18 protein-coding genes are annotated in these 26,726 nt (G+C 38.5%); all 18 read right to left on the bottom strand.

Annotation, left to right across the window (positions count from 1 at the left end):
- Nucleotides 1-373, bottom strand: a 373-nt coding sequence (locus EO116_RS05040) for an Abi family protein (RefSeq protein ID WP_206168325.1), incomplete at its 3' end; no start/stop codon positions are given.
- A 188-nt stretch (nt 374-561) separates the two neighbouring features.
- The gene (locus tag EO116_RS05035; RefSeq protein WP_127160909.1) at nt 562-1,293 is read right to left on the bottom strand and encodes a YebC/PmpR family DNA-binding transcriptional regulator; all 732 of its coding nucleotides are present in this window, start codon (nt 1,291-1,293) and stop codon (nt 562-564) included.
- Nucleotides 1,294-1,302: 9 nt separating this feature from the next.
- Nucleotides 1,303-1,875, bottom strand: coding sequence for an RNA methyltransferase (locus tag EO116_RS05030; RefSeq protein ID WP_127160908.1), 573 nt, complete (start codon nt 1,873-1,875; stop codon nt 1,303-1,305).
- The gene (gene trmD, locus EO116_RS05025; RefSeq protein WP_127160907.1) at nt 1,876-2,706 is read right to left on the bottom strand and encodes a tRNA (guanosine(37)-N1)-methyltransferase TrmD; all 831 of its coding nucleotides are present in this window, start codon (nt 2,704-2,706) and stop codon (nt 1,876-1,878) included.
- A 188-nt stretch (nt 2,707-2,894) separates the two neighbouring features.
- Nucleotides 2,895-3,323, bottom strand: coding sequence for a PaaI family thioesterase (locus tag EO116_RS05020; RefSeq protein WP_127160906.1), 429 nt, complete (start codon nt 3,321-3,323; stop codon nt 2,895-2,897).
- Nucleotides 3,324-3,441: 118 nt separating this feature from the next.
- Nucleotides 3,442-5,049, bottom strand: a complete 1,608-nt coding sequence (gene menE, locus EO116_RS05015) for an o-succinylbenzoate--CoA ligase (protein ID WP_127160905.1) — start codon at nt 5,047-5,049, stop codon at nt 3,442-3,444.
- 11 nt (nt 5,050-5,060) lie between these two features.
- The gene (gene menB / locus EO116_RS05010) at nt 5,061-5,903 is read right to left on the bottom strand and encodes a 1,4-dihydroxy-2-naphthoyl-CoA synthase (RefSeq protein WP_127160904.1); all 843 of its coding nucleotides are present in this window, start codon (nt 5,901-5,903) and stop codon (nt 5,061-5,063) included.
- 81 nt (nt 5,904-5,984) lie between these two features.
- Nucleotides 5,985-6,404 (bottom strand): HutP family protein, encoded by a 420-nt coding sequence (locus EO116_RS05005; RefSeq protein ID WP_127160903.1) that lies wholly within the window; start codon nt 6,402-6,404, stop codon nt 5,985-5,987.
- Nucleotides 6,405-6,671: 267 nt separating this feature from the next.
- Complete coding sequence (trpA, locus tag EO116_RS05000) at nt 6,672-7,457, bottom strand: tryptophan synthase subunit alpha (protein ID WP_127160902.1); 786 nt, start codon at nt 7,455-7,457, stop codon at nt 6,672-6,674.
- A complete protein-coding gene (gene trpB / locus EO116_RS04995) occupies nt 7,450-8,643 on the bottom strand; it encodes a tryptophan synthase subunit beta (RefSeq protein WP_127160901.1) in 1,194 nt (397 codons plus the stop codon). Before trpB ends, trpA begins: the two co-directional genes overlap by 8 nt.
- A gap of 60 nt (nt 8,644-8,703) precedes the next feature.
- Nucleotides 8,704-10,317: an indole-3-glycerol phosphate synthase TrpC gene (trpC, locus tag EO116_RS04990; RefSeq protein ID WP_127160900.1), complete on the bottom strand. Its 1,614-nt coding sequence runs from the start codon at nt 10,315-10,317 to the stop codon at nt 8,704-8,706.
- A gap of 25 nt (nt 10,318-10,342) precedes the next feature.
- On the bottom strand, nt 10,343-11,359 hold the full coding sequence (gene trpD, locus EO116_RS04985; protein WP_127160899.1) for an anthranilate phosphoribosyltransferase: 1,017 nt from the start codon (nt 11,357-11,359) through the stop codon (nt 10,343-10,345).
- A gap of 14 nt (nt 11,360-11,373) precedes the next feature.
- Complete coding sequence (locus EO116_RS04980) at nt 11,374-11,952, bottom strand: aminodeoxychorismate/anthranilate synthase component II (protein WP_127160898.1); 579 nt, start codon at nt 11,950-11,952, stop codon at nt 11,374-11,376.
- 1 nt (nt 11,953) lies between these two features.
- A complete protein-coding gene (gene trpE, locus EO116_RS04975; RefSeq protein ID WP_127160897.1) occupies nt 11,954-13,417 on the bottom strand; it encodes an anthranilate synthase component I in 1,464 nt (487 codons plus the stop codon).
- Nucleotides 13,418-13,991: 574 nt separating this feature from the next.
- A complete protein-coding gene (gene aroD / locus EO116_RS04970; RefSeq protein ID WP_127160896.1) occupies nt 13,992-14,747 on the bottom strand; it encodes a type I 3-dehydroquinate dehydratase in 756 nt (251 codons plus the stop codon).
- Between the two features lie 354 nt (nt 14,748-15,101).
- Nucleotides 15,102-15,530, bottom strand: a complete 429-nt coding sequence (locus tag EO116_RS04965; RefSeq protein ID WP_127160895.1) for a YbaN family protein — start codon at nt 15,528-15,530, stop codon at nt 15,102-15,104.
- A 244-nt stretch (nt 15,531-15,774) separates the two neighbouring features.
- Nucleotides 15,775-21,009 carry a TonB-dependent siderophore receptor gene (locus EO116_RS04960; RefSeq protein ID WP_127160894.1) on the bottom strand — a complete coding sequence of 1,745 codons (5,235 nt, stop codon included), beginning with the start codon at nt 21,007-21,009 and terminating at the stop codon, nt 15,775-15,777.
- Nucleotides 21,010-21,433: 424 nt separating this feature from the next.
- Entirely contained in the window at nt 21,434-26,572 is a 5,139-nt protein-coding gene (locus EO116_RS04955) for a TonB-dependent receptor domain-containing protein (RefSeq protein WP_240629135.1), read from the bottom strand.
- Nucleotides 26,573-26,726: the final 154 nt, after the last annotated feature.

Below are 26,726 nucleotides of genomic sequence, written 5' to 3'. Positions count from 1 at the left end.
CTATAGTATATCTAGTGGCCTTCGACCGATTAGCCCACTGCGCAAAATTTAAATATCCAAAAGCCCCATATCTTTCACCTAATATTCTAGCTAAGTTCGTTTTTATTGATATTTCAATTTTTTCAATAGCATGAATTAGTGAGACTCGTAGATTTTTATCTTGATAGTATCTCTTTAATACTGTCGAAAAATGTATACAATTATAATTAATCATTCCATCTTCTGAATAAGTAGCAAATGGTTCTGCAAATTCTTTCAGCTTATAATAATTAATATGTTGAATCTTATGATTATCTACTCCATCAACTCTCATACCTCTAGAAGAAAATAAATGCAATAGTTCATTACAACTTAAAGATTTAGGTGTCCCCATAATTCTCTCCATAATAAAAAAAGCCCCACGTCAGAACTTGTCTGTCCATACGGATGTGGGGGGTTTGTCGTTAAACTTATTATAAGGCATTACATTTATTATTGTCAATTCCAAATTTACTAATCGCAACCACTTATGAACGACATACAAAGCACTCCCCATCTAGGGAGTGCTTTTTTCATACTATATTATTCTTCCTCATCCATGATGGCATTATGATACACATCTTGTACATCGTCCAAGTCTTCCAACATGTCTAATACACGTTGCATGTTCACGGCGTCATCACCTGTTAATTCCATATTTGTATCTGGAACCATTGTGATTTGTGCCATATCTGTGGCGATGGATGCTTCTGCTAAGGCTACTTCTACAGCATCATAATCGTCAGGCAATGTGTAAATAACGAATACATCATCTTCTACTTTGATGTCTTCTGCACCAGCATCAAGAGCCAATAATGTTAATGTTTCTTCATCGTTGCCCTCTTGTGGAATAACGAATACACCTTTGCGTTTGAACATCCAGTTAACGGATCCACTTTCACCTAGGTTGCCACCACGTTTAGAGAAAGCATGACGCACATCAGCTGCTGCACGGTTACGGTTATCTGTCATTACTTCTACAAGGATAGCAGCGCCGCCTGGGCCGTATCCTTCATAGGTAATTTCTTCGTAGTTGTTCGCATCACCAGCACCAGCACCTTTGTCGATAGCACGTTGGATATTGTCCTTAGGAATGTTATTTTCACGAGCTTTTTGTAACGCCAATTTCAATCGCATATTGCCTGTTGGATCTGTACCGCCAGCTTTTACAGCCACTGTGATTTCACGGCTAATTTTTGTGGTAATTTTTGCTTTTAATGCATCATTTTTACCTTTTCTATGTTTAATATTTGACCATTTAGAATGTCCTGACATTGTGTCCTCCTATTTATTCCACCACGCTTCGCCTCGTAAGCGGTCTAATATAATTGATACAGCACTACGAACAGACAGATGATTGTAGTCTCCATGTCCATAGATTGGTTCAAGGATATAGTCGAAATCTTCCATTGTTTCCTTCGTCATACCATACCCCGTTCCAAATAATACTACCACAGGACGGCTCTCACTTTCAAGTGATTTACGGAGCGAGGCGTAGGTAATCGTATTATCATAGGTTCGTGCATCCGTGGTACACACGATCGGTGTCTGCCCTTCTAGTTCCGTCACCATATCGATAGCTTGTCGGATGGAATTGACTAGTTCCACGTGTTTGAAAGCATCCTTTCTATCCGGGTTGTAGGTACTGCCAAACCCTGTTTTCCAATGGCTCATGACGGTTTCTGCCAATTCACGTTGACTCGGTACATTGTGAATAATGAAATACCGTTCCACATCATAGGTTGTGGATGCTCTGGCAATATCGTGGATATCGTAGTTCGTGATAGCCGTCGTAATCACCTCACCATGCTTATTCATAATGGGATAATGAACGAGACCAATATATAAATTCGCCATTTATTTCCTCTTTTCCTCTGTGAAAGTAGACTGACCTAAGATTCTTTCAAATCGTTCTTGCTCTTCTTTAGATGTGGATTTTTCTAGCAATCGTTGCAATGCTTTTACTTCTTCTGCTGTTAACTCACGATGTAGTAAATCTTGTCGTAGCAGAGCTGTTCGTTTTATAGACTCTTCTAGTCTCCACTGCTCAATATGTTTATGATGACCACTTAACAATATATCTGGCACAATCATACCTCTGTATTCTTGCGGTTTCGTATATTGAGGGCATTCAAGTACTGGATGATAAAAAGAATCTTCTATAGCCCCCGATGTAGCTCCTAAAACACCAGGAATCATGCGTGCCACTGCATCGGCTACCACCATAGCTGGTAATTCACCTCCAGTTAACACATAATCTCCAATAGATATAGTTTCATCCACTAATTGTTCTTCTACTCGATAGTCAACCCCTTCGTAGTGTCCACAGACGATGACAAGTTGATCGTAGGTGGCTAGTTCCCTTGCTTTTTCTTGCGTAAACGGTGTTCCCGTTGGTCCCATAAACACAACATGGTTTTTATGATTTGCTTTTGTACGACGATGTTCTTCTATAGGCATCTGCAACACATGTTCTACAGCCTCAAAGAGAGGAGGTGCTTTCATGAGCATGCCCGCGCCACCGCCATAGGGAGTATCGTCCACTTGACCATGCTTACTATGAGAAAATTCCCTTGGGTTTGTCACTTTCATCTCTAATCGATTTGCCTGTAAGGCACGTTTGATGATGGAATGCGTAAAAAAAGCATCAAAAAACTCTGGGAACAGCGATATGATATCTATTTTCATAAGAATTGCACCTCCTTTCTAGTCAATGCAATGCTGTATAACATATTAATTCTATTCAGACTTATGCTACTTACTTATAAAGTGTAACGGTGTGCTATCAATCTATCTATAGATACTCTTGTCTAATCAACATGGATGTAATAATAACATCGTGTTATACATAAATTGCGACTAAAAGACATAATTTCTTACACGTTAATTATACTATTTGTCACTGTCATGTGAGATAACAACTGATCGGTTTCATCAAAAATATTAATCGTCCATACATGGTTTCGACCACCTTTGTGCAATAATTGCCCACGTGCTACCACATAACCTTCGCATCGTTTCGGTTTCACATGATTAGCCGTTATCGATTGACCTACAGCTACTTTTTGTTCAGCCGAATCAAAGTCCACGCTATCTTTGCTCGATGTTGATTCTTGTGCCAATATAGCATTAGATGCCATACCTGCTAATACTTCTCCATAAGCTAAATACACGCCACCGTTAACGAATCCAAAGGGTTGTGCATGAAACGATGAAAGCTTCATAGTACTTTGAAAGGCCTGTCCAGCGCAATGGAATGTCTCTATCTGTAATTGTTCTAATAAAGAGGCTGTTGTTTCTTTCATACTATGTCCTTTCACATCTTTTTATCTAGCAACGAAATTTCTTATATAAATAGCACATACGAAAGTCCATCATTTAATAATAGAATACGCAATATTTCTAACTACTATCAATGACTCCTTATACATGGTTTAGGCAAGAATTAATCAACTCCTGTCTTAGGATTTTTCCCATGCTGTTTTTCGGTAATGTATCAAAATATAAAATTTGCTTCGGTACTTTATACTTGGCTAAACGATCTTGCAGATAATCAATGATTTCTTGTTCTTTGTGACTTGTAACCACGCACAGAATGGGCACTTGCCCCCACTTAGAATCAGTGATTGGAATGACTGCACATTCATTAATGCCATTCATCTCGTATAAGACATCCTCGATTTCCTTAGGATAAATATTCTCACCCCCAGAAATGATGATGTCCTTTCTACGGTTCAAAAGATATAAAAATCCATCTTCATCTATGTAACCAATGTCATCTGTATTAAAAGCGCCTTTAATAGGTTCTTTATTAAGGTATCCTTTCATCAGCATCGGGGATGAAAGCCACACTTCTCCTACTCCTTCTTCATCAGGATTGCGAATTTCAATGGTAACCCCCTCTAAAGGATATCCTACAGAGGCTAATTTATTCGGATGATCCTTAACACTAAAGGTCGTACTTTGTGCAAAGGTTTCTGACATGCCGTACGTCTTATAGACCGGTAAGTTTCGTTGTACGCACTCTTGTAACAGTGGCATAGGAATAAACTCGCCACCTAATAAGATAGCCCGCAAAGTTGGTGCTTGTATGCGTTCTACTATGCGTTGTAACACTGTGGGCACCAAGGATACTATGGTGACTTCTTCCGTTTCTAATGCATCTAGTACAACTTGTTCCGAGAACTTTTCATGAATGGTAGCTCTTGTGCCATTATACAAGGTACGTAAAATAATAGATAAGCCACTGACATGGAACATAGGGAGCACCACAAGCCAATTATCATCTTCCTCCACGCCAAGCACATTCGCAGAAGCTTTCACATGAGACTCGATTTGAGACCATCGGACAGGGACTGATTTGAATTTGCCTGTTGTAGCACTGGTATTAATGATGCAAAATACTGTTTCATCAGATGGATTCCAGTCTAGATTACTCTCGCAATCTGTAGAATCTTTAACATCACCCAGATGATTGCATCTATTTCTAAAAGAGTCCATACTGGGGTTTTCTTCATTATCTATTTTGATAGATGCATATTTTACACCATTAGTAGTTTCATTCCTAACATCTCCGTCATTATGCATAGGAGAAATAGCCTTGAAATCAGTGTCTATACATGTAGAAAAGCACAAATACTGTCGGTCCACTTGACTATGGCTATGCTCATAAGTAGAAACATCTGTGATCTCTATGTCACAGGCTCCCTTCTGTGCTCGCCATATCAGTGTTATTTTTTCTGACATCAATAAAGTGCGAACTCCTGTACTTTCCATCTGTTCGGTCACTTCTCGTTCAGTCAGATTCGTATTCAGCAACACTGTTTCTATACCCAATGCAGATAGAGCAAATAGGTGTATCGCCATGGATACCGAATTTTCTGCCCATAAAGCAATACGACTCTCTCCTCGAAGATGAGGAGCGAGTCGTTTTGCTGTAGCTATTGTTAGAGTCAACACATCACCATAGGTAAATTCATTTAAGAAACACTTATCTCTATGTGTGTGTGCTCGTTCATATAACCACTTCATAACCTAACCCATTAAGGGAATTTAGGGAACTGTTTGAAATTAGGTTTACGTTTTTCTTTAAATGCATCGCGACCTTCTTTACCTTCATCAGTTGTGTAGAACAATAAAGTCGCATCCCCTGCAAATTGTTGTAAACCAGCTAAACCATCTGTATCCGCATTGAAGGAAGCTTTCAAGAAGCGAAGTGCCATTGGAGATAATTGAAGAATTTCTTCACACCATTTCACTGTTTCTGCTTCTAATTGATCAAATGGAACTACTGTATTGACAAGGCCCATATCTAAGGCTTCTTTTGCAGAATATTGACGGCATAAGAACCAAATTTCACGAGCTTTTTTATGGCCTACTAAACGAGCTAAGTATCCAGCACCGTAACCAGCATCAAAGGAACCTACACGAGGACCTGTTTGACCGAATTTTGCATTTTCAGAGGCAATAGAAAGGTCGCATACGACGTGTAATACATGACCACCACCAATAGCAAAACCGTTAACCATAGCAATAACAGGTTTTGGAGTGATACGAATTAAATGTTGCAAATCCAACACATTTAGGCGAGGAATTTTGTCATCCCCTACATAACCGCCATCACCACGAACCCGTTGGTCACCACCAGAGCAGAATGCTTCTTTATCTTCTCCCTGACCATGATTAGCACCAGTCAAGATGATAACGCCCACTTCTGCATCTTCACGAGCAATGGTAAACGCATCGATTAACTCCATCACTGTTTTAGGACGGAATGCATTACGCACCTCTGGACGATTAATTGTAATTTTAGCAATCCCATTATATGTTTCGTAAATGACATCTTCGTAATTACGATCTAATACTTTCCAATCGAATTGACTCATAGTTACCTCCAAAATGATTAGCTCTTGTCTATAAACTCTAAAGAATATTATACCAAAAATACAGTAAAATTTATAGCACCACTACATACTTGGTACAGCTCGATGTGCCATAGCCACAGCAATCTCATCTAAATGCAATACTCCAACACCTAAATAGATGGCTACACTTAAATGTTCTTGACTTCGTGCAATGCCTACTTTACCGCCTACATTGAGACCGACACATTTATTTTTGATTTGCTCTAAGGCTTGTGCTGTAGCGCCTACCACAGCGCCTTTGCTAACATGATCATCTTGAATCAACCCTTGTCGGTCTGCTGCTACCACAGCCCGTTCAATGATTTTAGGAATAATCTCTGTGAAAGCTCCTCCAAAATCCACAGCACACGTACGAATCCCCTGCACTTCAAACTCTTTTCGCAGTGCCATCTCTTCTGTGCGGCTTTCAGAAATGGCAACATGTAATGCAGCTCGTCCTACGCCAATACTTGTCTTTTCCATACGATTTGTCTCCTGTTAAGAACTATGTATAGTATTAAGTATACAGTATATCAAAGCATGTTACCATAACATTTTTATGAACTACATACTATATTCTTTAAACATACATAAAGAAGCAATTAACTCTCTTACATATAAAACAGCTGCACAAGATATACTTCTTACACAGCTATTCAAAAGTCATCGTAAATAAGAGAATAGGATATAAAGGATACTATCACCAAGTAACTCTGTCATATATAGGAGTTACCTTAGAATACATTACTATTAGTTACCCACAGCTTCTACCATAGAACGAACGTACTGATATAGTTCTTCTTCACCATTAGCGCCCCATTCACCAATTTGTTTCACAATGGCACTGCCTACGATGGCTCCGTCAGATACTGCGGCCATCGCCTTTGCTTGTTCCGGCGTGGAAATACCAAAGCCAACGGCTACAGGAACATCTGTGTATTGGCGAATCTGTTGTACGATGCTAGCAATATCTGTTTTGATATCACTGCGCATACCTGTTACACCAAGAGATGACACACAATACACAAAGCCTTCTGCTTGACTAGCAATCTCCTCAATTCGTTGCTCTGAAGTAGGTGCAATTAATGAAATGAGAGCAATGCCATGAGTTTTTGCTTGGTGGGCTAGTTCTTGTTTTTCTTCCAACGGACAATCTGGCACAATGACACCTTGGATACCCACTTCTTCACAGCGTGTCATAAAGCTTTCAACACCATACACATAGATAGGGTTCAAATAAGTCATGAACACAAGTGGAATGGTCAATGCGTCTGTACCAGTACGCAAACGTCGGACCATATCAAAAATATCGTCAGTAGTAACTCCTGTGGATAGGGCACGCTCACTAGCTGCTTGAATGACTGGACCTTCTGCAACAGGATCAGAAAAAGGAATACCAATTTCAATCAAAGTCGCTCCCGCCTTTGCCATAGTGCGAATGTATTTCTCTGTTATAGTAATCCCTTGGTCACCAGCTGTAATGAAAGGGATAAATGCTTTCTTTGTGAAAGCCTGTGCTATTGTTATCTTATTCATGTAAGTTCACCCCTCTATATCTCGCCATAGCTGCTACGTCCTTATCACCACGTCCAGATAAGCAAATAATGATACTTTCATCAGGACTTAGAGTAGGTGCCAATCGCATAGCATGTGCTACGGCATGAGCACTTTCAATAGCTGGAATAATTCCCTCCATACGAGAGAGATATTCAAAGGCATCCACTGCTTCATCGTCTGTAATCGGCACATATTGAGCTCGGCCGCTGTCATGTAAATATGCATGCTCTGGACCTATACCTGGATAATCTAATCCAGCGGAAATAGAAAATACTGGTGCAATTTGTCCATAAGAGTTTTGACAGAAGTAGGATTTCATTCCATGGAAAATACCTATCGTACCTTTAGTCATGGTCGCCGCATGTTCTTCTGTATCGATTCCTTTGCCAGCCGCTTCACAACCGATGAGTTGTACGCCTTCATCCGGAATGAAGTGATAGAACATACCAATCGCATTGCTACCGCCACCAACACAAGCTAATACGGCAGCAGGTAATTTACCTTCTTTTTCTAAAATTTGCTCCCGTGCCTCACGACTGATGATGGACTGAAAATCACGTACCATCATAGGGAACGGATGAGCCCCCATAACAGATCCTAAGACATAATGGGTGTCCGCCATTCGATTGGTCCATTCCCGCATCGTTTCAGATACAGCATCTTTCAGGGTACCTGTTCCAGAAGTAACCGGATGCACCTTAGCACCTAATAGTTCCATCCGGTATACGTTTAAAGCTTGTCGTTCACAGTCTTCTTGGCCCATGAAAATTTCACATTCCATGCCCATTAAAGCAGCCACTGTGGCAGTGGCTACACCATGTTGACCGGCACCCGTTTCTGCAATCACTCTCGTTTTACCCATTCGCTTAGCCAGTAACATTTGACCTAACACATTATTTAATTTGTGGGATCCTGTATGATTTAAGTCTTCCCGTTTTAAGTAAATTTTAGCTCCGCCCAAATCTTTTGTCATTTTCTCTGCGTAGTATAACAAGGAAGGGCGACCTGTATAAGATACATGTAGGTCTTCTAACTCTTTAATAAAATCTGGATCTTTCTTATACATTTCATAAGCTGCTTCCAGTTCAATGATGGCATTCATTAACGTTTCAGGCATGAATTGTCCACCAAATTCACCAAAATAGCCATGGCGATGTGTTGTCATTCTATCTCTCCTTATCTGTTTGTTACTATCTTAACGATCTGTTCCATAGTTTTCATTTTCTTAGCATCTATTTGTTACTGTTTTAATAATCTGTGCTATAGATTTTATTTTCTTCGCATCTTTTTGTCCATTTGTCTCTAGGCTACTACTCATGTCGATCCCATAAAGCTGTAGTCGACGAATAGCTCGAGCTACATTGTGTAATCCTATACCGCCTGCTAGATAGTATGGAACCTGCACATCATCAAGTAATGACCAATCGATGGTCTTACCAGTGCCACCACGTTCTTCTTTAGAGTAGGCATCTACCACCAGCCCATCGATAGGCGCTTGTTCCCATTGCATAATATCCTCTTTTGTTTGCACTTGAACAGCTTTCCAGATTTGAATGGAATCTAATTGTTCTTCCTGTAAGTGAATTCGTAATGATTCAATATATGCTATGGTTTCATCCCCATGTAATTGCACTACTGAAAGTGGTACTGCCTTTGCAATCTCCACAATAGTAGATATCGTTTCATTCACAAATACGCCTACCTGTGAGCAGCATTTGTTACCGCTTGTAGTGTTTATACTATCTTGCAAACTTCTCGTAATAGATTGAGCTTGTTTTACCGTCACTTGTCGTTTGCTTGGTGCAAAGATGAATCCCACATAGTCTGGTTGTGTCTCCAGTAATACAGGAACTGTATCTTCTTGGGATATGCCACAGAATTTTACTTTAGGCTGATAGTTCTGTTCTGTCACTGGGTTAGATTCTGATATTTGCAATGTCTCTAGTTCTGATAGCATTAAACTTTTTACTTTCAAAGTTATTAATCCAGTTTCCTTATCAGTATCTTTCTTTACTATCAATTCTCTATTACTAGTACCATAGGTAAAACGCTTCGGTCTGATAGGTCCATACAATTCAGCTAATTTAGCAACTTTATCGTTAGATCGCATAAAGCTTTCACCCATGAGTGCAGCGTGAATCTTGTTGTCTCGTAGCCGTTGAATATCTACTGCCATGTCTAGACCACTTTCAGAAACGAAAATCACTGAATCATCCACTAGCTTTCGTAGGCGAATGCTATTGTTCACGTCCACCGTGAAATCTTTTAAATTGCGGTTATTGACCCCAATGATGCGGGCCCCTATATTCACTGCTCGCAACACTTCCGTTTCATCGTGAGCTTCTACCAAACAAGATAGACCCAAACTATCTGCCAACTTATGAAAGTGTGACATTGTTTCATCATCCAAGATAGCGGCTATGAGTAAAATAGCTGAGGCACCCCACAGTTTTGCTTCATAAATTTGATATTCATCGATAATAAAGTCCTTCCGTAATACAGGAATATATACCGCTTCAGCAATTTCTTGTAAATATTGCGGGCTTCCCAAAAAGAATTCTGGTTCTGTCAATACAGAAATAGCAGCTGCTCCTGCCATTTCATACTCCTTGGCTATCTCTAAATAGGGAAAATCTTCTGCAATAACCCCTTTCGATGGAGATGCTTTTTTCACTTCACATATAAAATTAAAATCTAATTCTTGTAATGCCTGTTCAAAAGGAAAGGCCTTCGTAATAGGCATTCTTTCTACTTGCTGTTGTAACTCTGACAAGGGTAAATTAGCTTTTGCGTCACAGACCCGTTTTTCAGTAGCTGCTACAATCTTATCTAATATCATAACTATCTCTATTTCTAACCTACTATTAAGCATTTTGTGATGCTTTCACAAATTTTGAAAGTGCCTTTGCTCCAGCACCAGAATACAATAACTCTTGCACCGTTTTAAAAGCATTCTCTAAGGTTACCTCTCCATCTTTAGCCAAATAGTAAGCCATGCCCGCATTAAGTATCACTGCTGTAGCACGACCGCTTCTATCCTTACCTTCTAATAATGTACGTGTAATCTCTGCATTAACTTTTGCGTCATCACCCACAAGCTCATCTGCTGTGGCATAGGCAAACCCATAATCCTTAGGATCTAACTCATAGGTCTTGAACCTGCCATGATTGATTTCGCACACTGTCGTAATGCCTGTAGCAGTAATTTCATCTAGTCCATCACTACCATATACGACAGCACCACGATGAACGCCTAAATTAGACAAAACCTGTGCCAATGGTTCCAGTAAGGATCGATCGTACACACCCATGAGCTCTACTGTAGCTCCCGCAGGATTTGCCAAAGGTCCTAAAATGTTAAATACCGTTCTGACCCCCATAGCTTTTCGTACGGGTCCAGCATATTTCATAGCTTCATGGTACACAGGGGCAAACATAAAGCAAATATTCGCTTCCTCTAGAACTTTTTTATTCTGCTCTCCATTCAGTTCTAGTTTCACACCCAGTGCTTCTAACACGTCGGCAGCACCGCACTTACTAGATACACTGCGGTTACCATGCTTAGCAATCGGAATCCCTGCTGCAGCTAATAGGATGGCAGATGTAGTAGAAATGTTGAAAGTACTACTACCATCTCCACCAGTGCCTACAATTTCTACTACGGTACTGTCATGTGGCACAGAACCAGCTTTTTCTCGCATCACTTCAGCAAAGGCTGTAATCTCTGTCACGCTAGGTCCTTTCGCTTGTAAGCCCCCTAAAAAGGCTGCCATAGGCACTTCCTGTACGTCTCCACTCATAATCGCATTCATCGTTGCTTTTGCCACTTCATACGACATATCTTGACCCTCTGTGACGAGGTGTATTGCTTGTTGAATCATACTCTATCTCTCCCTTATATAATCTTATGGTATTTCAGGAAATTCTTAACCATTTGCGTTCCTTGCGGTGTCAAAATAGACTCTGGATGGAATTGCACACCATAAATTGGATGTGTTCTATGTTCCATGGCCATAATTTCTCCATCTGCTGTACGAGCTGTTACCACCAGTTCATCTCCTAGGATATCTTCTAAGACTGCTAAGGAATGATACCGTGCTACGGGGAATTCTTGAGGAATATCTTTCCATAGTATGGATGGATAACATTGGGTCGCCACACTTTGTTTACCGTGCATCACTTCTTTCGCATATCCTACGGTAGCTCCAAACACTTCACCCATAGCCTGGTGACCCAAGCAGATGCCTAAAATAGGAAACTCACCTTGGCATGTTTCTAGTAATTCTTCGTACACTCCTGCATCCTTTGGTCGTCCCGTTCCTGGTGAAAGGATAACACAGTCAGGTGAAAGTTCTTGAATCTCTTTCACTGTCATTTCGTCACTGCGAATGACTTTAATGTCTTTCACTAAAGAACCGATTAATTGATATATATTGAACGAAAAACTATCATAATGATCGATGAGTAATACCATGTTACACCTCCTGCGCCAATGTGATGGCTGTCACCATAGATTGTGCTTTATGGATAGTTTCATTGTACTCATTTACTGGTACACTATCTCGCACAATGCCACCGCCAGACCGAACAAAGACTCTTCCCCCTTTTGCCATCGCCATACGAATGCCAATACACACATCCATATTTCCGGAGAAATCTAAGTATCCTACGGCACCGCCATAAATACCACGAGGGCTTTTCTCTAATTCTTGTAGAATCTGAATCGCTCGAATTTTAGGAGCTCCCGATAAAGTACCTGCCGGCAAAGTAGCGCCAATAGCATCTAAGGCATCAAACTCTTCTCGTAAGGTTCCTTTTACAGTACTTGTTAAATGGATAACATGAGAAAATCTTTGTAATTGATGAAGTGCTTCCACTTGAACAGATCCGAATTCACAAACTTTACCAATGTCATTACGACCTAAATCGACTAACATATTATGCTCTGCCAATTCTTTTTCATCTTTACTTAACTTAGCCTCTTGCGCCCTATCTTCCTCTTCATTCTTGCCCCGTGGCAGTGTACCAGCGATAGGGAATGTATAAACGCTTCTATCTTGTAATTTTACCAATGTTTCCGGAGAAGCCCCCGTTAATTCTACAGATTTACCACTCATATAGAACATATATGGCGATGGATTCATCGTTCTTAGTACACGATACGCATTGAGTAAACTGCCCTTGAACTTCGCTTCTCTACGATTGGAAACGACGACTTGGAAGATATCTCCTTCCGTAATATAATGTTTTGTTTTTCGTACTACCTCTTGGTATTCTTCGGACGTAAACTCAGAGGTGAATTCACTTTCCAGTGCACCACGTTCGATATCAGCTTCTTCGCCATTTTTCACCAAGTCTGCCAAGGCTTGTAATTCTAATTGAGTTCGCTCATAATTCCGTTCTATATCATCTGTACGTACATGACCGATGATATAGATTTTATTTTTGTAATGGTCGAAAGCAATGACTTTATCGAAGAGCATAAGATCTACATCGTTTACCATACTTGGATCTGTATCACTGATGTGTTGATCTAAGATAGGCTCAATGTAACGAATGTATTCATAGGCGAAGTATCCCACAAATCCACCTGTAAAAGTTGGCAATTCTTCTACTCTAGGGCTTTTATATTGACTCAATATATTTCTAATCTCTTCCGCTGGATTATGACATGTAAACGTACGTGTCACATCTCCTTTAATCGTCATAGTATGGTTTTTGCATGTTACTTCTAACAATGGATTATATCCTAAGAAAGAATATCGCCCCCAGTGATGGGTGTTGTCAGCACTTTCTAATAAGAATGTATGAGCGCTCACCTTTTTTAAAGCTTTCAGTACAGAAATAGGTGTGCGAATGTCCGATAATAATTCCACGTACACCGGTACGATGTCGTACCCTTGTCCCAATTGTTTCACTGTTTCTAATGATGGTTTCATAAATCCTCCTGCAATAAAAAAACTCGCCCTAGACTATACGTCAAGGACGAGTTCATATGCCAAATAACTGCACTACTGCGCAGAAAGATTCATATAAATCGCGGTACCACCTTGTTTGAATGCATGCATTCCCCTTTGCAGGATACTATCATATCCCTCACGATTAACGCTCATGACACGTTATGCTATACTAGGACGAAATGTCCGTTCCCCATACCCTCGGTGGTCCATTTAATAGACTGCGTTCTGCGGGGCTCTCAGCTACCCCCACTCTCTGGAAGTGCACGTTCTATTTTTATCTCCACCTCATCGGTTTATTAGGCGAGTATTAAATTATGTATCAAATATTATCATACTAAGATACATTTGTCTACTGAATAATAACAATTTTCTATAATTTTTATAGGAGTATCCTGTATAACCTATAGATACTCCCTATAGATATGGAAATACCAACTCTAAAAGCTATTTATCTAATATCTACTTTTTATATTTTCTAGCATTAGAAACATAACGTGTAGATACCATAATATAGTAGTTGTAAACCCTTATATTATCTCATTAATCCTATATCTTATACTAGTTGCTTTAAAACCGCCACCTCTACCTGTCCAGGTGCTGATGCTTGTCCCAGTGTGCCAAAGGTCAAACAATTTCCAAACACATGGCCGCAAGTCCGTGTCATCTGCCCTAATTTTCCCATAGACATAGTAATCCGTGGCAATTGTGGGTACCGTTCAGTTAACTCCTTTGTAAATTGTAGCACTGAAAGTACATCTTCATTTGTTGTTGGCATCAAGGCAAACTTAATCACTGCGGCTCCTGCTGATATCATACGCTCTGCATAGATATGTAGTCTTTTTACTTTTGGCGTACTTAGAAAATTATGATAACTCATCACCGTTTGTAACCCTTGATGATGTGCTTCTTTTATAATTTGACCAATTGTATCTGTATAGGCAAATAATTCCACATCCACAGCATCTACTACATTTTGATCCACAATTGCTTGTAATAGGTTACCGTAATTCTCGTTACTTAAGGACGTTTCTCCGCCCTCAGCTAAGCTACGCCACGCAAACAACATAGGCATCTTTTCATATTTAGAATGCACTTCTTCTACCAAATTTACTATTGTGGGTATGTACTCTTCCTCAGATATAGAGGAGCCCTTCATCCACATATCTGGACGCAACTCGATAAGGTCCACCTTCGCTTGCGCTGCCTCTTGCACCTGTGAAAATATATCTTTTATCGTTGGACCTACAATAGGAACGCAGATGGCACATCGATCTCCTTGTATAGGGCCTTGTTGTTGTTTTGATTTCATAGTATTCCGCTCCTAATTATAATCTATATATATACACATCCATATAGTGCTACCATTATTTATTTTCACAGTCAGATCATATGATATCTAGCATGTCTAATCATTCTTAACGAATAGATTGTCATACTCACTATGTATGGTAACTAAAGATCCTGTAAAATAACTTCTATCAATATACCCAATGGCTAGGTTATCCTTAGACATCTTTATGGTTACTACTATACCACATAAGCATAACACAATAAAAGCCAAATCACGATACGAGTTCATTCATGATTTGGCTAATATAAATATTCTATCTGTATAGTCACATCATATTCTGTAGTATATAAACATGCACTACCATTGAAACAACTATTGCTTTACTTTAGGTTCAGCTGGTGCTGTTTTCACTATAAACGCAAGGGCTATGACATGGCCTATCCACACGGCTCCCATAATATACAATGCTACAAGCATATTACGCATACCATACGCACCAATACCTAATAGAATCGACACAGACACTAAAATATTAATTTTAGTGCGCAGTGGCATACCACTTTTATTCTTAAACGGTTCTACGTAGTTTGCATAAAGCTTAGAGTTTACAAACTTCTCATGGAACCGTTTAGAACCTCTAGCAAAACAAAATACAGCGAATAAATAAAATGGTACCGTTGGCAATAAAGGTAATACAATTCCCAACGAACCTAAGCCAAAGCTAATAGCTCCTAATACAATCCAAATATAACGAATCACACCTGTTGATTCTTGTACTTCTTTTGTTACTGTTTCTTTCACTTGTCCCCCCTATATAATATATATTCTGATAAATTTACTCATTATAAGTAATTGTACCACGAGAATACATAAATTGCAGACCCATGTACTTATATTAGTGTACATAGAATGTAATAGAGGATAGCTAACTTGCACAGTTAACTATCCTCTATGGTATATCATTATGTACTGAATGCCAGTCTATCTTCCTATGTAGTTATACACAGGCATAGTCCAACATCTATAAGATTTCTATTTCTTTATCTTAGAACTTGTACGTACCTTGAATACGAGTGTAGTTACCTAATTTAAAGTTTTCTCCACCGTATAATGTATCACGTTGTCCAATACCTTTTGCATCGAATGTGTAGAATGCTTCTACCAAGAAATCTTTGCGAGGAACATAGCCACCACCCAATGTAAAGCTACGGATACCATCTAAGTAACGATCAGGTACAGTTCCTGTGCCATTACCACCGAAGAAGGAACCATGAGCGAAGTATTTGTAATCCATGAAGGCATTCCAGCTACCAGGTCTTGTGTAGTCAGATTGACCGATGTCAAGACGAGCTGTCCAGAAGTGTGGCGTACCACCCATGGAGTGACCTTTCACTGTGAAATCAGCTGTATTTCGTACATGATCAAAGTTTGTATGTCCGTTCATATAGCGACCGAAATCACTGCGGTTAAAACCATAATCTAAGGAGATAAGAGCATTATCACCGACTTGATATTGTGCACCGATGGCAAAGATATTAGCCAATCGTTTGCTTGTGTATGTATCATTAGTAAAGTCTGGAACTTCAGATGTTACATCACCATAAATAGGATCATCTGGATTGATATCTCCAGCCCAATCTGTATTATATCCCGTAATACCTGTATGAGTTACCATCTTAGTTTTCACATGACCAGCTTGAATGGAATGGGCATTATTGTTCAAGGATCGTAAGAACCATGCTTGCAAACCTAAACGAGGGTTAACTTGTGTTTTATATTGTGCAAAAATAGCTCTATCAATTGCAGGTATTGTATCACGTTCAAGTTTTAATCCAGTCACTTTAATTGGTTTTCCAATTACTTTTTCGAGAGCTGCCCTAGGCAAAGTATTTCCTTGTTCAGAAGATCTTAATACTCTAATTAATTCTCTCAAATATAGTTCTGGGAAAAACTGCATTTTGCCTTCGGTGTAATCACTGGTTGTTGTAGCAAAATTCGCAGATTTTAATGTTTCGGCAATATCAACATCATTCATTTTACTGCCTTTACCAGATACGTAGTCTCCTTTTTCAAATATTTTCACAACTCTTTTAAATTTGTACTCCTTGATTGGGTTATCAAGTTTTTTTGCTTCAGGAGCACTTGAAGATACTTTCTTATAATATCCGTCATCAGTAAGAGTATAGTTATCAAAATATTTTATTTTGTCATCACGTGAGTCTAAAGAATATTCATTATCTTCAATCCATTGTTTACGCGCAGCCCATTCAGCAGCAGCCTTATATCCTTCTTCAAGCTTAGCTTTATTTTTATCAATGTATTCCTTGCTTAATAAAGTTGGGTCTCCTAAACTTGCGGCAAATTTTGAATTAACAGACTCTAATGATTTACCATACAACTCTTTTAAGATTTCGTTTTTCTCTTTTTTAACAGCTTTTCGGGCTTCTGCTTCATCTTTGTAAATAGTATATGGTGTAAATTTTCCACCAGATGAATAAAGATCCATTTGAGACATTAAGTATGCCTTTGTGCCATTGGCATCTTCTACTTCATACATGATGTTTATAACTTTTCCAGGTTTTTCAGTTCTATATGCTAAGTGAGTAGAGTTAGCTAATTCTGGATATGCTTTACCAACAATCTCAGCCATGCGCTGTACAATCTCAGTACGTTTTGCAGCTCGTTCTTCTTCTGATAAGTTAGACATTGTATTTTCTAAGTCGGTCAATTGCTCTACAAAAAATAGATTTTCGTTCTTACCTTTAAAGTCATTTAAGTATCTTTCCATAAAAGATCCTTTTTGAGGAACTCTTTTTCCATCCTTTTCCTCAATCGGAGTCTTCCACTCATTTCCATACATACCTTCATTGAACGTATTATATAATTGACTATTTAATCCAATAAATTCATCCAATGTTGGTGCTCTAAAATATGTAGCGTACGTACTGTGATTATAGGAAGAGTCTGTAATACCAGTGCTTGCTTTAAAGGAACCAATACCTGTGCGGAATTGACTTCTTTGATCTGTCCACACAGCACGAATTCCATCAAATGTTTTATTAAACCAGTATCCTGTTGTGCCCATGGATTCATGTAAACGACCAATAGAGAAATCCCAACGTCCATTCGTATTCGTTACATCTAAATTTTCTAACCGTTGTTTATTCAGGCCTTTAGATTGAACTGCAGTAGAAGTTGTATCTACAGAGTGATTTCCACTAGCGCTAGCAAGAACTTTCACATTAGTAGTATCATTGATTCTTGCATCTACACCAAAACGAATACGTTGTTCTAACCCATGTTCTTTTTGATCTTTTAAATTATATTCAGCATTTCCTACATATGCAGTACTTGTGTACAAGGATTGTGGACGTTCAGAACCACCATGTGCCATTAAACGTGCACGGTAATCGCCAATAAATTCAGTTCCTTTTTCTTTCTTGGCATCAAATGGTCTTTCTAAGAATTGATGCTCACGTCCCATATCATCGCCATTCACAGTAGCTATAGCTTTATCTACATGAACTTTTGTAATAGGAGTTGTACCATTTATACCATTTGTTGATGCAGGATTTTGCATCTTCGCATCTTGAACTTTACTATCTCCACCTGCTCCGAATTTAAGATTTACACCAAAACGATATACACGAGATTGAGTTGCTCTGTCATCATCACGATGATCAAAGATGTTGTTAACACCGAAGTATACTAATGAATCGTTGCCAAATTTGCGTTGTACCATGGCATTCCATGTACCAAATGATTTTTCTTCGTAGTCATTAGATACATTATAGATGGCACTATCAGAATCAATACCGCTAATCCAGTAGTTAGAACGATTTTTTTGTGTATTACTATCAAGCATTTTATGATAATAGTCTGCCCACAGCTGTGCATTCCACTTCTTAGTTTCATAAGTAATACCGAAGTCGATTTTGTTAGTTGGACGATCTAATAAATGCGCAGGCATTGTAGAATCAGATTGATTCAACGCTTGCAAGCGAGTCCACCCGAAACGAGTGCTCCATTTAGAACCAAATTTATGTTTCCATTCTAATTGCAAACCAGTAATTTTTGCTTTACCAATATTTTTAAAGCTATAAATTAAATCTGGTGCTTGCATCCATTTATCTTGTTTTGATAATTGTGGTGCCCAGTCTTGTAATTCTCCTGTAAAGTATACGGACATATAGTTACGAATATGGTTTTGGAAAACGCCAATGCGAGCGTAATCATTTTTACCTTCTCCTTCAAAGCTAATGTCGATATTTTTAGATGTTTCTGGTTTTAAGTTTGGATTACCTGCCCAATACCATCCCATTTTTGCAACGCCTTGCGCTACTGGATTGGATGCAAACATTTGCCAATTATACCATAATTCACCCATACCTGGTTCAGAATATCCAGTACCTACATTGGCTTTTAAACGACGATGAGCATTAGAGTTTACATTATAGGTAGCACCTAAGTTCCAAGAGAAATGTGTTCCAAATAAACTACTCTTATCGATACGAAGCGTTGGTTGAACTAATAAATCTTTGTTCACTTGCCATGCATCAGATAAGTAGTAATTACTTTTTTTAATACTACCTTCGCCTTCCGTGATGCGTTGTTCACGTTCACGGTATTTTTCTAGGAACTTAACACCTTTATATTTTGGTGCTTTAGCGCGTTCTGCTGGATCTAAGGATTCCCCTTGGGTAAAGTATTTCACATATACCGATGATCCATTTATATTATTTTCTTTTTTTAATGCATCATTGAAATCACGAATTTTTGCCCAGTGCTCATCATCTACACCAAAATCTGTTAAGTTATTGTACCAAGAGGATGGATCTGTTGTTTTAACAGGATCATCTAATTTATGGTCACGGAAGTATTCATAGGTAATTGGTGGAATATCAGTTTCTTTTTCTGCACCATAGTATTCATAATCTTTATCCCAGATTGGTAAACCATCTTTACTTGGTTTAAACTTGTAATCATGGATATGAGAATAAACACGTAAACTATTATCACCAGGTCGACGTTCTAAACGGTCCACGCCTGCTACTAATAAGTTTTTATCATAATCCCATGGATCAATATAGCGAGTTTTAACATTAGGCGAACTTTTTAGTCGACTACCAGAACCTGTTTCTTTAGTTTGTGCAATACCCCAGCTTAAGGTGTGTTTATCCCCAATTGCAGAGTTTGCATTGAAACGGATATCTGTTTGACGATGGTCTACATCATCAATATAACGTAATTCGTTTTTACCTTCATATTGAGAACGACCAACATAGTTAATTAAAGAAACATCATTTTCATTAATACGAGAATGATTCAATTCTAATTTCCAATCGCTGGCACCACCACGACCATTCCAGATCATATTTAAGGTATTACGGTTACTATCACGTTTGAAATGACGTTGAGGCTCCATTGGTGATGTACTATTTTTAACATCCCGTTGTAAATCTTCTGTAAAACGATTTAAACGGACCTGAATATTATGATCTTTATTGATATCATAAATACCATTAAAGCCAATATCAGAAGTATCACCGTAGAAACGAAGTGCATTAGGTTTAAAGTCTCCTTCTAACTTATCACCTGTATCTCTTCTTTCTTTTGTAGCATATACTGGTAAAATATCACGTTTACTACCAGAAATAGCTACACGGACTTTACCCATTTGTCCAGAATCGGCGCGCAAAAAGAAATTAGTATTACCATAGCCAGTTTCTCCACCTTTTGCACGAGATCCTTCACCATTGATTTGGATAGTTGGTTTTTTAGCCGCTTTTTTAGTGATGATATTAACAACACCACCAATAGCATCAGAACCATATTTAGCGCTAGCAGAACCTTGTACGATTTCAATACGTTCTACGTTCTCTGTGCCTAAGCGCATAACTTCATCTGCTGCACCACTGAACTTAGCCAAGTCACCTAATACAGCTTGACCGTCTACTAAAATCAAAGTATGGCGTGCTTCTGCACCACGAATGGATACACCCACACGACCCATGGAGTCCACAGTTTTTGATACGCCACTTTCAGTGAAAATGATATCTTCTACTGATTTAGCTTGTTTTTGTTCAATATCCTTTTTAGTAATAATGCTCACTTGTTGTGAGTTATATTTAGCATCTTCATGAGCTCTATCAGCTGTAACATATACAGACCCCTCAGCTTGTACTGAGTTAGAATACATTAAACCTGGTAGCGCTATCCATGTAGCAATCGCACATGATAGCATGAAGTATTTTTGTTGCTTTCTACGATTTGTCGTCATTGCAATCTACTCCTACATACAAAAAAAATTAACACAAATAATAACACAAATGACAAAAAATATCATTTTGCTTTTATTTTATACTAATTTATCTATCAAATCCACTCCGAAACGTTTTCAATTAGCCCATTTAGTTATATTTTTTGTAAATATTTCTCATTTTTATAATATACTACGCATATAAATTAGGTTTATTAGCATATATTTCTATCGCTCAACAAAGGGTACATATAAGTCTACCTATATACGTATAACCATTACATACTCTTTTAAGTCGATCCATTAAAGAGTATTAGAATCTTTCCTATTTTAAAATCACATGAGTGTCAATACATAAAATGCCTAATGAGTACTAGATACGCACTCATTAGGCATCAAAAATAATCTTTTACATTACATCATGGATGTATGGAATAAGATAGTATTAGAATTTATATGTTCCTTGAATTCTTGTATAATTTCCTAGTTTAAAGTTTTCTCCACCATACAATGTATCACGTTGTCCAGTCGCTTTTGCATCAAATGTGTAGAACGCTTCTAGTAAGAAATCCTTACGAGGCACGTAACCGCCACCTACGGTAAAGCTACTAATGCCGTCTAGGTAACGATCTGGCACAGAACCACTGCCATTACCACCAAAGAATGAGCCATGATCAAATCGTTTATAATCGATAAAACCATTCCAACTACCTGCACGTTTATAGTCGGATTGACCAATATCAAAACGTACTACCCAGAAGCTTGGATTTCCACCCATAGCACGGCCAGTTGGTGTAAAGTTGATACTACCTGGAACATAGTTATACACGGTGCGTCCATTCATAAATCGACCAAAGTCAGTTCTGTTTTGACCATAGTCAAAGGATACAGATGCATTACCTGTACTATATTTTGCCCCAATACCGATTACATTAGCCACTCCTTTGAATGTAGTGCTAGAAGTTCCTAAGCCACTAGCAAATTGTACTGTGTTTGTATCATTGCCCATAGAACGCAAGTACCAAGCAGTAAGACCTAATTGTTTACCTACCATATGGCGTAACTGTACATAGCCCGCACGTTTAATTGGAGGAATCACATCTCGTTGTAACACAATGCCTTCCGCCGGAATAATGGCGCCTGTGTATGGAATAAATGCTTCCCTTGGCAATTTACTATGACCATCAGTCGCTTCTAAGGCACCTACAATTTCATTGAAATAGCGGGCCACAAGGTATGGATACATACCAGATTGATATGTTTTAGCAATGGAAGATTCCCCAGGAGTACCTACATTTAAATAATTCATTTCATAGAGAGCATCTCCTGCTTTTGCCAAGTTTTCTTCTTTAAAGGTAACTTCTTTTACCGTACCATGTTCGCCTACAGAAAGTTTCGCCAATTCCATAGCCCGTGCTTTATAGGCTTTAATGATTTCTTCTTTATTAGTTTCAAACCATTTTTTGAGATATTCTTTTCTATCTTTACCTAATACAGCTAGGTCTTTCACTTTCAATTTGAAGAGTGGATTATCTAAGTTTGCCCCACTTGGATTAGCCTTAGGTTTTGTATTGAATTTATCAGAATCCACTGGATCTTCGTAATCTGTATCTTCATCCTCATCATGAGTAATCACAGTACCAGTATATCTAAACTCTATATCCGGCAGTTTAATCGGAATCGTAATTTCTTCATCTACTTTTTTAGCTACATTATATTTCTTAAATCCTTTATCATGTCCATAAGCTTTTACAGCAAGCTCTTGCATACGAGCAACGACACCATATTGGGCCTCGATGTTGGCGTCTAGTTTCGTAGTAACTTCTTCAAGTTCTTTTGTTTTCGCCTCAATATCTTTTCTATATTGCTCTTTCTTTTCAGGAGTATCAGCAATGTATTCATTGTCCATTTCATCTTTCAAGGTAGCAATTTCACTAGCAAACTCTTCTTTTTTGTCACTTAGCGATTTGTAATCACCTTGCAACGCTTTTAACTGTTGATAGAAATTAATTGTATTTGGTGCATCTTTCACGACTTTTTCAACTTTTGCACCACCTACTAATTTTTTCTCTTCTTCAGAAAGACCCGTGTAATCAAAGGTTGTTCCTACGAATTCATCCACAGTTGGAGGTCGTTTGAATTTAGTGAAAATTGCATGGGTATATGCAGAATCTTCAATACCTGTACTATGACGGAAGTCACCGTAACCAATACGCAATTGGTCTTTATCACTAGTCCAAACACTACGTAATCCATCAAACTCCTTATTAAACCAGTATCCGGTCATACCAAATTTCTCAGTCAATCGACCGACACTGAAGTCCCATTTAGCATGATGGTTTGTAACATCTATTGTTTCTAAACGGCTATGAGAAAGTCCTTTAGACCCTGTTGTGACATGCGATGCATCGACGCCTTCTTGACCTTGTGCTGTAGCTACTACTTTTACATTCGTATGATCGCCCACACGAGCATCCACACCTAAGCGTAAACGACTATGGAAGCCATGTTCATTTTTATCTTGTAAGTTTTTCAATGCTCCATCACTAATTGAGCTGACTGCTGTCACACGGTTTGCTGGTCTATCACTGCCTAAATGACTGTCACCACCAAAGCGGATATCTCCCACTACAGTAGCACCTTTTTCTCGACTTTGGTCAAATTGAGATTCTAATACTGACGGCGTTAGAGCTTCTTGAGCTTTCGATACAGAAACTTCAGTGATTGGAGTTCTTCCATTCATTGCTACAGCCTTAGTATCTGTATGTTTGGAAGTACTAGAACCATCGGAACCAAATTTTAAGTTCATACCAAATCGGAACTGACGTCCTTGTAGAGCACGATCATCATCACGATGGTTGAATACATTGTTCATGCCAAAGTATACAAGGGAATCTTTATCGATTTTTTTCTGTACAATCATATTCCAAATACCATAGGTTTTCTTCTTGTACATATCTGCTGTTTTTTTCGTATTGAACTCGTACGTGATAATAGATTTATCATTATTTTCTGGATTTACTTGCGATGTAATATAGTTACCACCACCAGCAACAGAGTTACTATCGAGCATACCATAGTAGTAATCTGTCCAAATATTGCCACTCCAACCACTTACTTTATCTTCTAATTCCAAGCCTAAGTCGAGTTTATGCATCGGTTTGTCCAACAATCGTTTTGGCATATCTGGATTTGTTTTATTCACTGCATCTAAATATGTATACCCTACTTTCAATTTTGCATGGTCATTTAACCGTTGTTTCACTTCTAGTTCAACACCGTTGACACGGGCTTTACCAATGTTGCGGAATGTATAAAGCATATCTGGAGCATGAGCATATTTTGTAGCACCAAAATAAGTACTTTCATCAAGATATGGATAGAAATCCATTAAATGTCCAGTATTGGCAATGGTCATATAGTTGCGAATTTGATTGCGGAAAGCCGTCAATTTCATATAGGTATTTTTATTTTCTCCTTCAAAGGAAATATCTATATTTTTCGACTTTTCAGGTTTTAATGTTGGGTTGCCAATCCAATACCAACCTAAACGAGCACGTCCACCAGACAATGGAGCCACATTCGTTACCGTAGGTCCAAACATTTCCCAGTTATAGTATAATTCACCCATACCTGGCTCTGTATAACTAGTACCAACATTGGCTTTCAAGCGACGATGGGCATTGCCACCTACATTGTGTGTAACCCCCATATTGAACGTCATATGAGATCCGAATAAATCACTATGATCTAAACGTACAATTGGTTGTAACAGAGTATCCTTGTTGATTTGCCATGTGTCTTGCAAGAAGAAGTGCTGTTTCCGTAATCTTGCACTACCCATGGTTTGTTGATTGATACGTTTATTGTATTCATCTTTGAAATGACCGCCATTAAATTGAGGTCGTACAATTTTGAAAGACGGATCTTCCATGTAATAGAATAAGGCTAAATAATCTTTATTAATTACAGGTGGTTTGACCCCATCAATGGTTTCAGTTCCTTGATGACCTGGGCCATATTTAGCAATCAGTTCTTTATTGTACGGAATTTCATTTAATTTATCGTTGAATGCCTTGAATCGTTTCAATGCTTCTGGATTACGGGATTCCATATTGTTAGGTGTATATCCAGAGTTATAGACTAAACCATGGAATGCAGCCGGATCTAACCCTGCTTCTGGATCTAAATAGTTTTTAAAGTCTTCATAGGTGAACTCTGGTACACTTGTTTTATCTGTACCATCATAACCATACCACTCTTTTTCTTTATCCCAACGTAATACGCCTTCTCCATTTTCTTTGAAAGAATGACGATAGATTGTACTATCTGGTTTCCCGTGTTTAACAGCTAAACTCTTATCATAGTCCCATGGATCAATATTTCTAACCCATGTATGAGGTGCACTTTTTAGACGGCTACCTTCGCCACTTTCAGTAGTATATCCAAAACCATAAGAAAGTAAGTGATTGTCGTTGGCTTGAGTGTCTCCAGTGATATTAAAGCTCCATTGTTTATGGTCCACATTGTCCACATAGTTCAATGTGTTTTTACCTTCATAATTACTGCGACCATACTCGCTTGTTAAGGTTACATCATCTTCTTTCGTACGAGTATAGTTTAATTCAACCTTCCAATTGCTTTTTTCATCTTGTCCTGCATAGGAAAGGTTACTTTTATTTCTATCTAAATCACGTTTGTAATGAACTTGTGGTTCATCTTCAGAGTTTGTACGTTTTACAAAACGTTCTAAATCTTCGTTATAACGGTCGGTTGTAAATGTAAACGAATTATTTTGATTCACATCATAAATCGCAGACAATCCTAAATTGGAGTTTGTTCCGTAATACCTTAAGGAATTTTTAGGAAATTGTTCATTGACAGCTGCATTACCAAATGGAACTTCTTTTCTTTCTCTCGCTGCATATACAGGAACGATATCACGTTTACTACCATGAATATTCACACGTAATTTGCCTTGTTGTCCAGAGTCAGCACGCATAAAGAAGTTACTATATGGGAACAAACCTTGATCGCCACGGGAACGAATACTTTCACCATTGATGCGGATATTCGCATTTTTATTTGGTTTATTCGTGATGACATTGATAACACCACCAATGGCATCGGATCCATATTTTGCACTGGCTGCGCCTTGGATAATTTCTATACGTTCAACGTTTTCTGTACCTAGTCGTTGTAATTCATCACCTTGACCTTGGTACTTTGCAAATTCACCCATCACTGGCTGTCCATCTACAAGAATTAATGTATGACGAGGTTCAGCGCCACGAATCGATACACCGACACGACCCATGCTGTCCACTGTACGACTTACACCAGCTTGTGTAAATACGATATCTTCCACAGATTTAGCCTGCTTTTGTTCAATATCTTTTTTAGTAATGATTTGCACTTGTTGAGAGTTATATTTTGCTTCTTCTTGTGCACGATCTGCTGTAACAAACACAGATCCTTCTGCCTGTACAGGTGCTAATCCACCAAGTAGATACCAAGAACAAGCCATCCAACTCATGACTGCACCAGTAAGTAAACGTTTCTGATACGGCTTAGAATAATGCATAGCATTCCACCATCTTCCTATAAATACAAAGAAATTTGATAATATTAATCATTTGTATTATAGACCTAATCAAATATCACATCTACTCCATATGGATTTTAAATGCTCCATTTGATTCACGAATTGTAAAGCTATGTGATATTGGTCACTATTT

Source organism: Veillonella sp. VA137 (assembly GCF_003992015.1).
GTDB lineage: Bacteria > Bacillota > Negativicutes > Veillonellales > Veillonellaceae > F0422.
The sequence above is the reverse complement of the archived record's forward strand: the minus strand, read 5'-3'. Positions and strand labels throughout refer to the sequence as shown.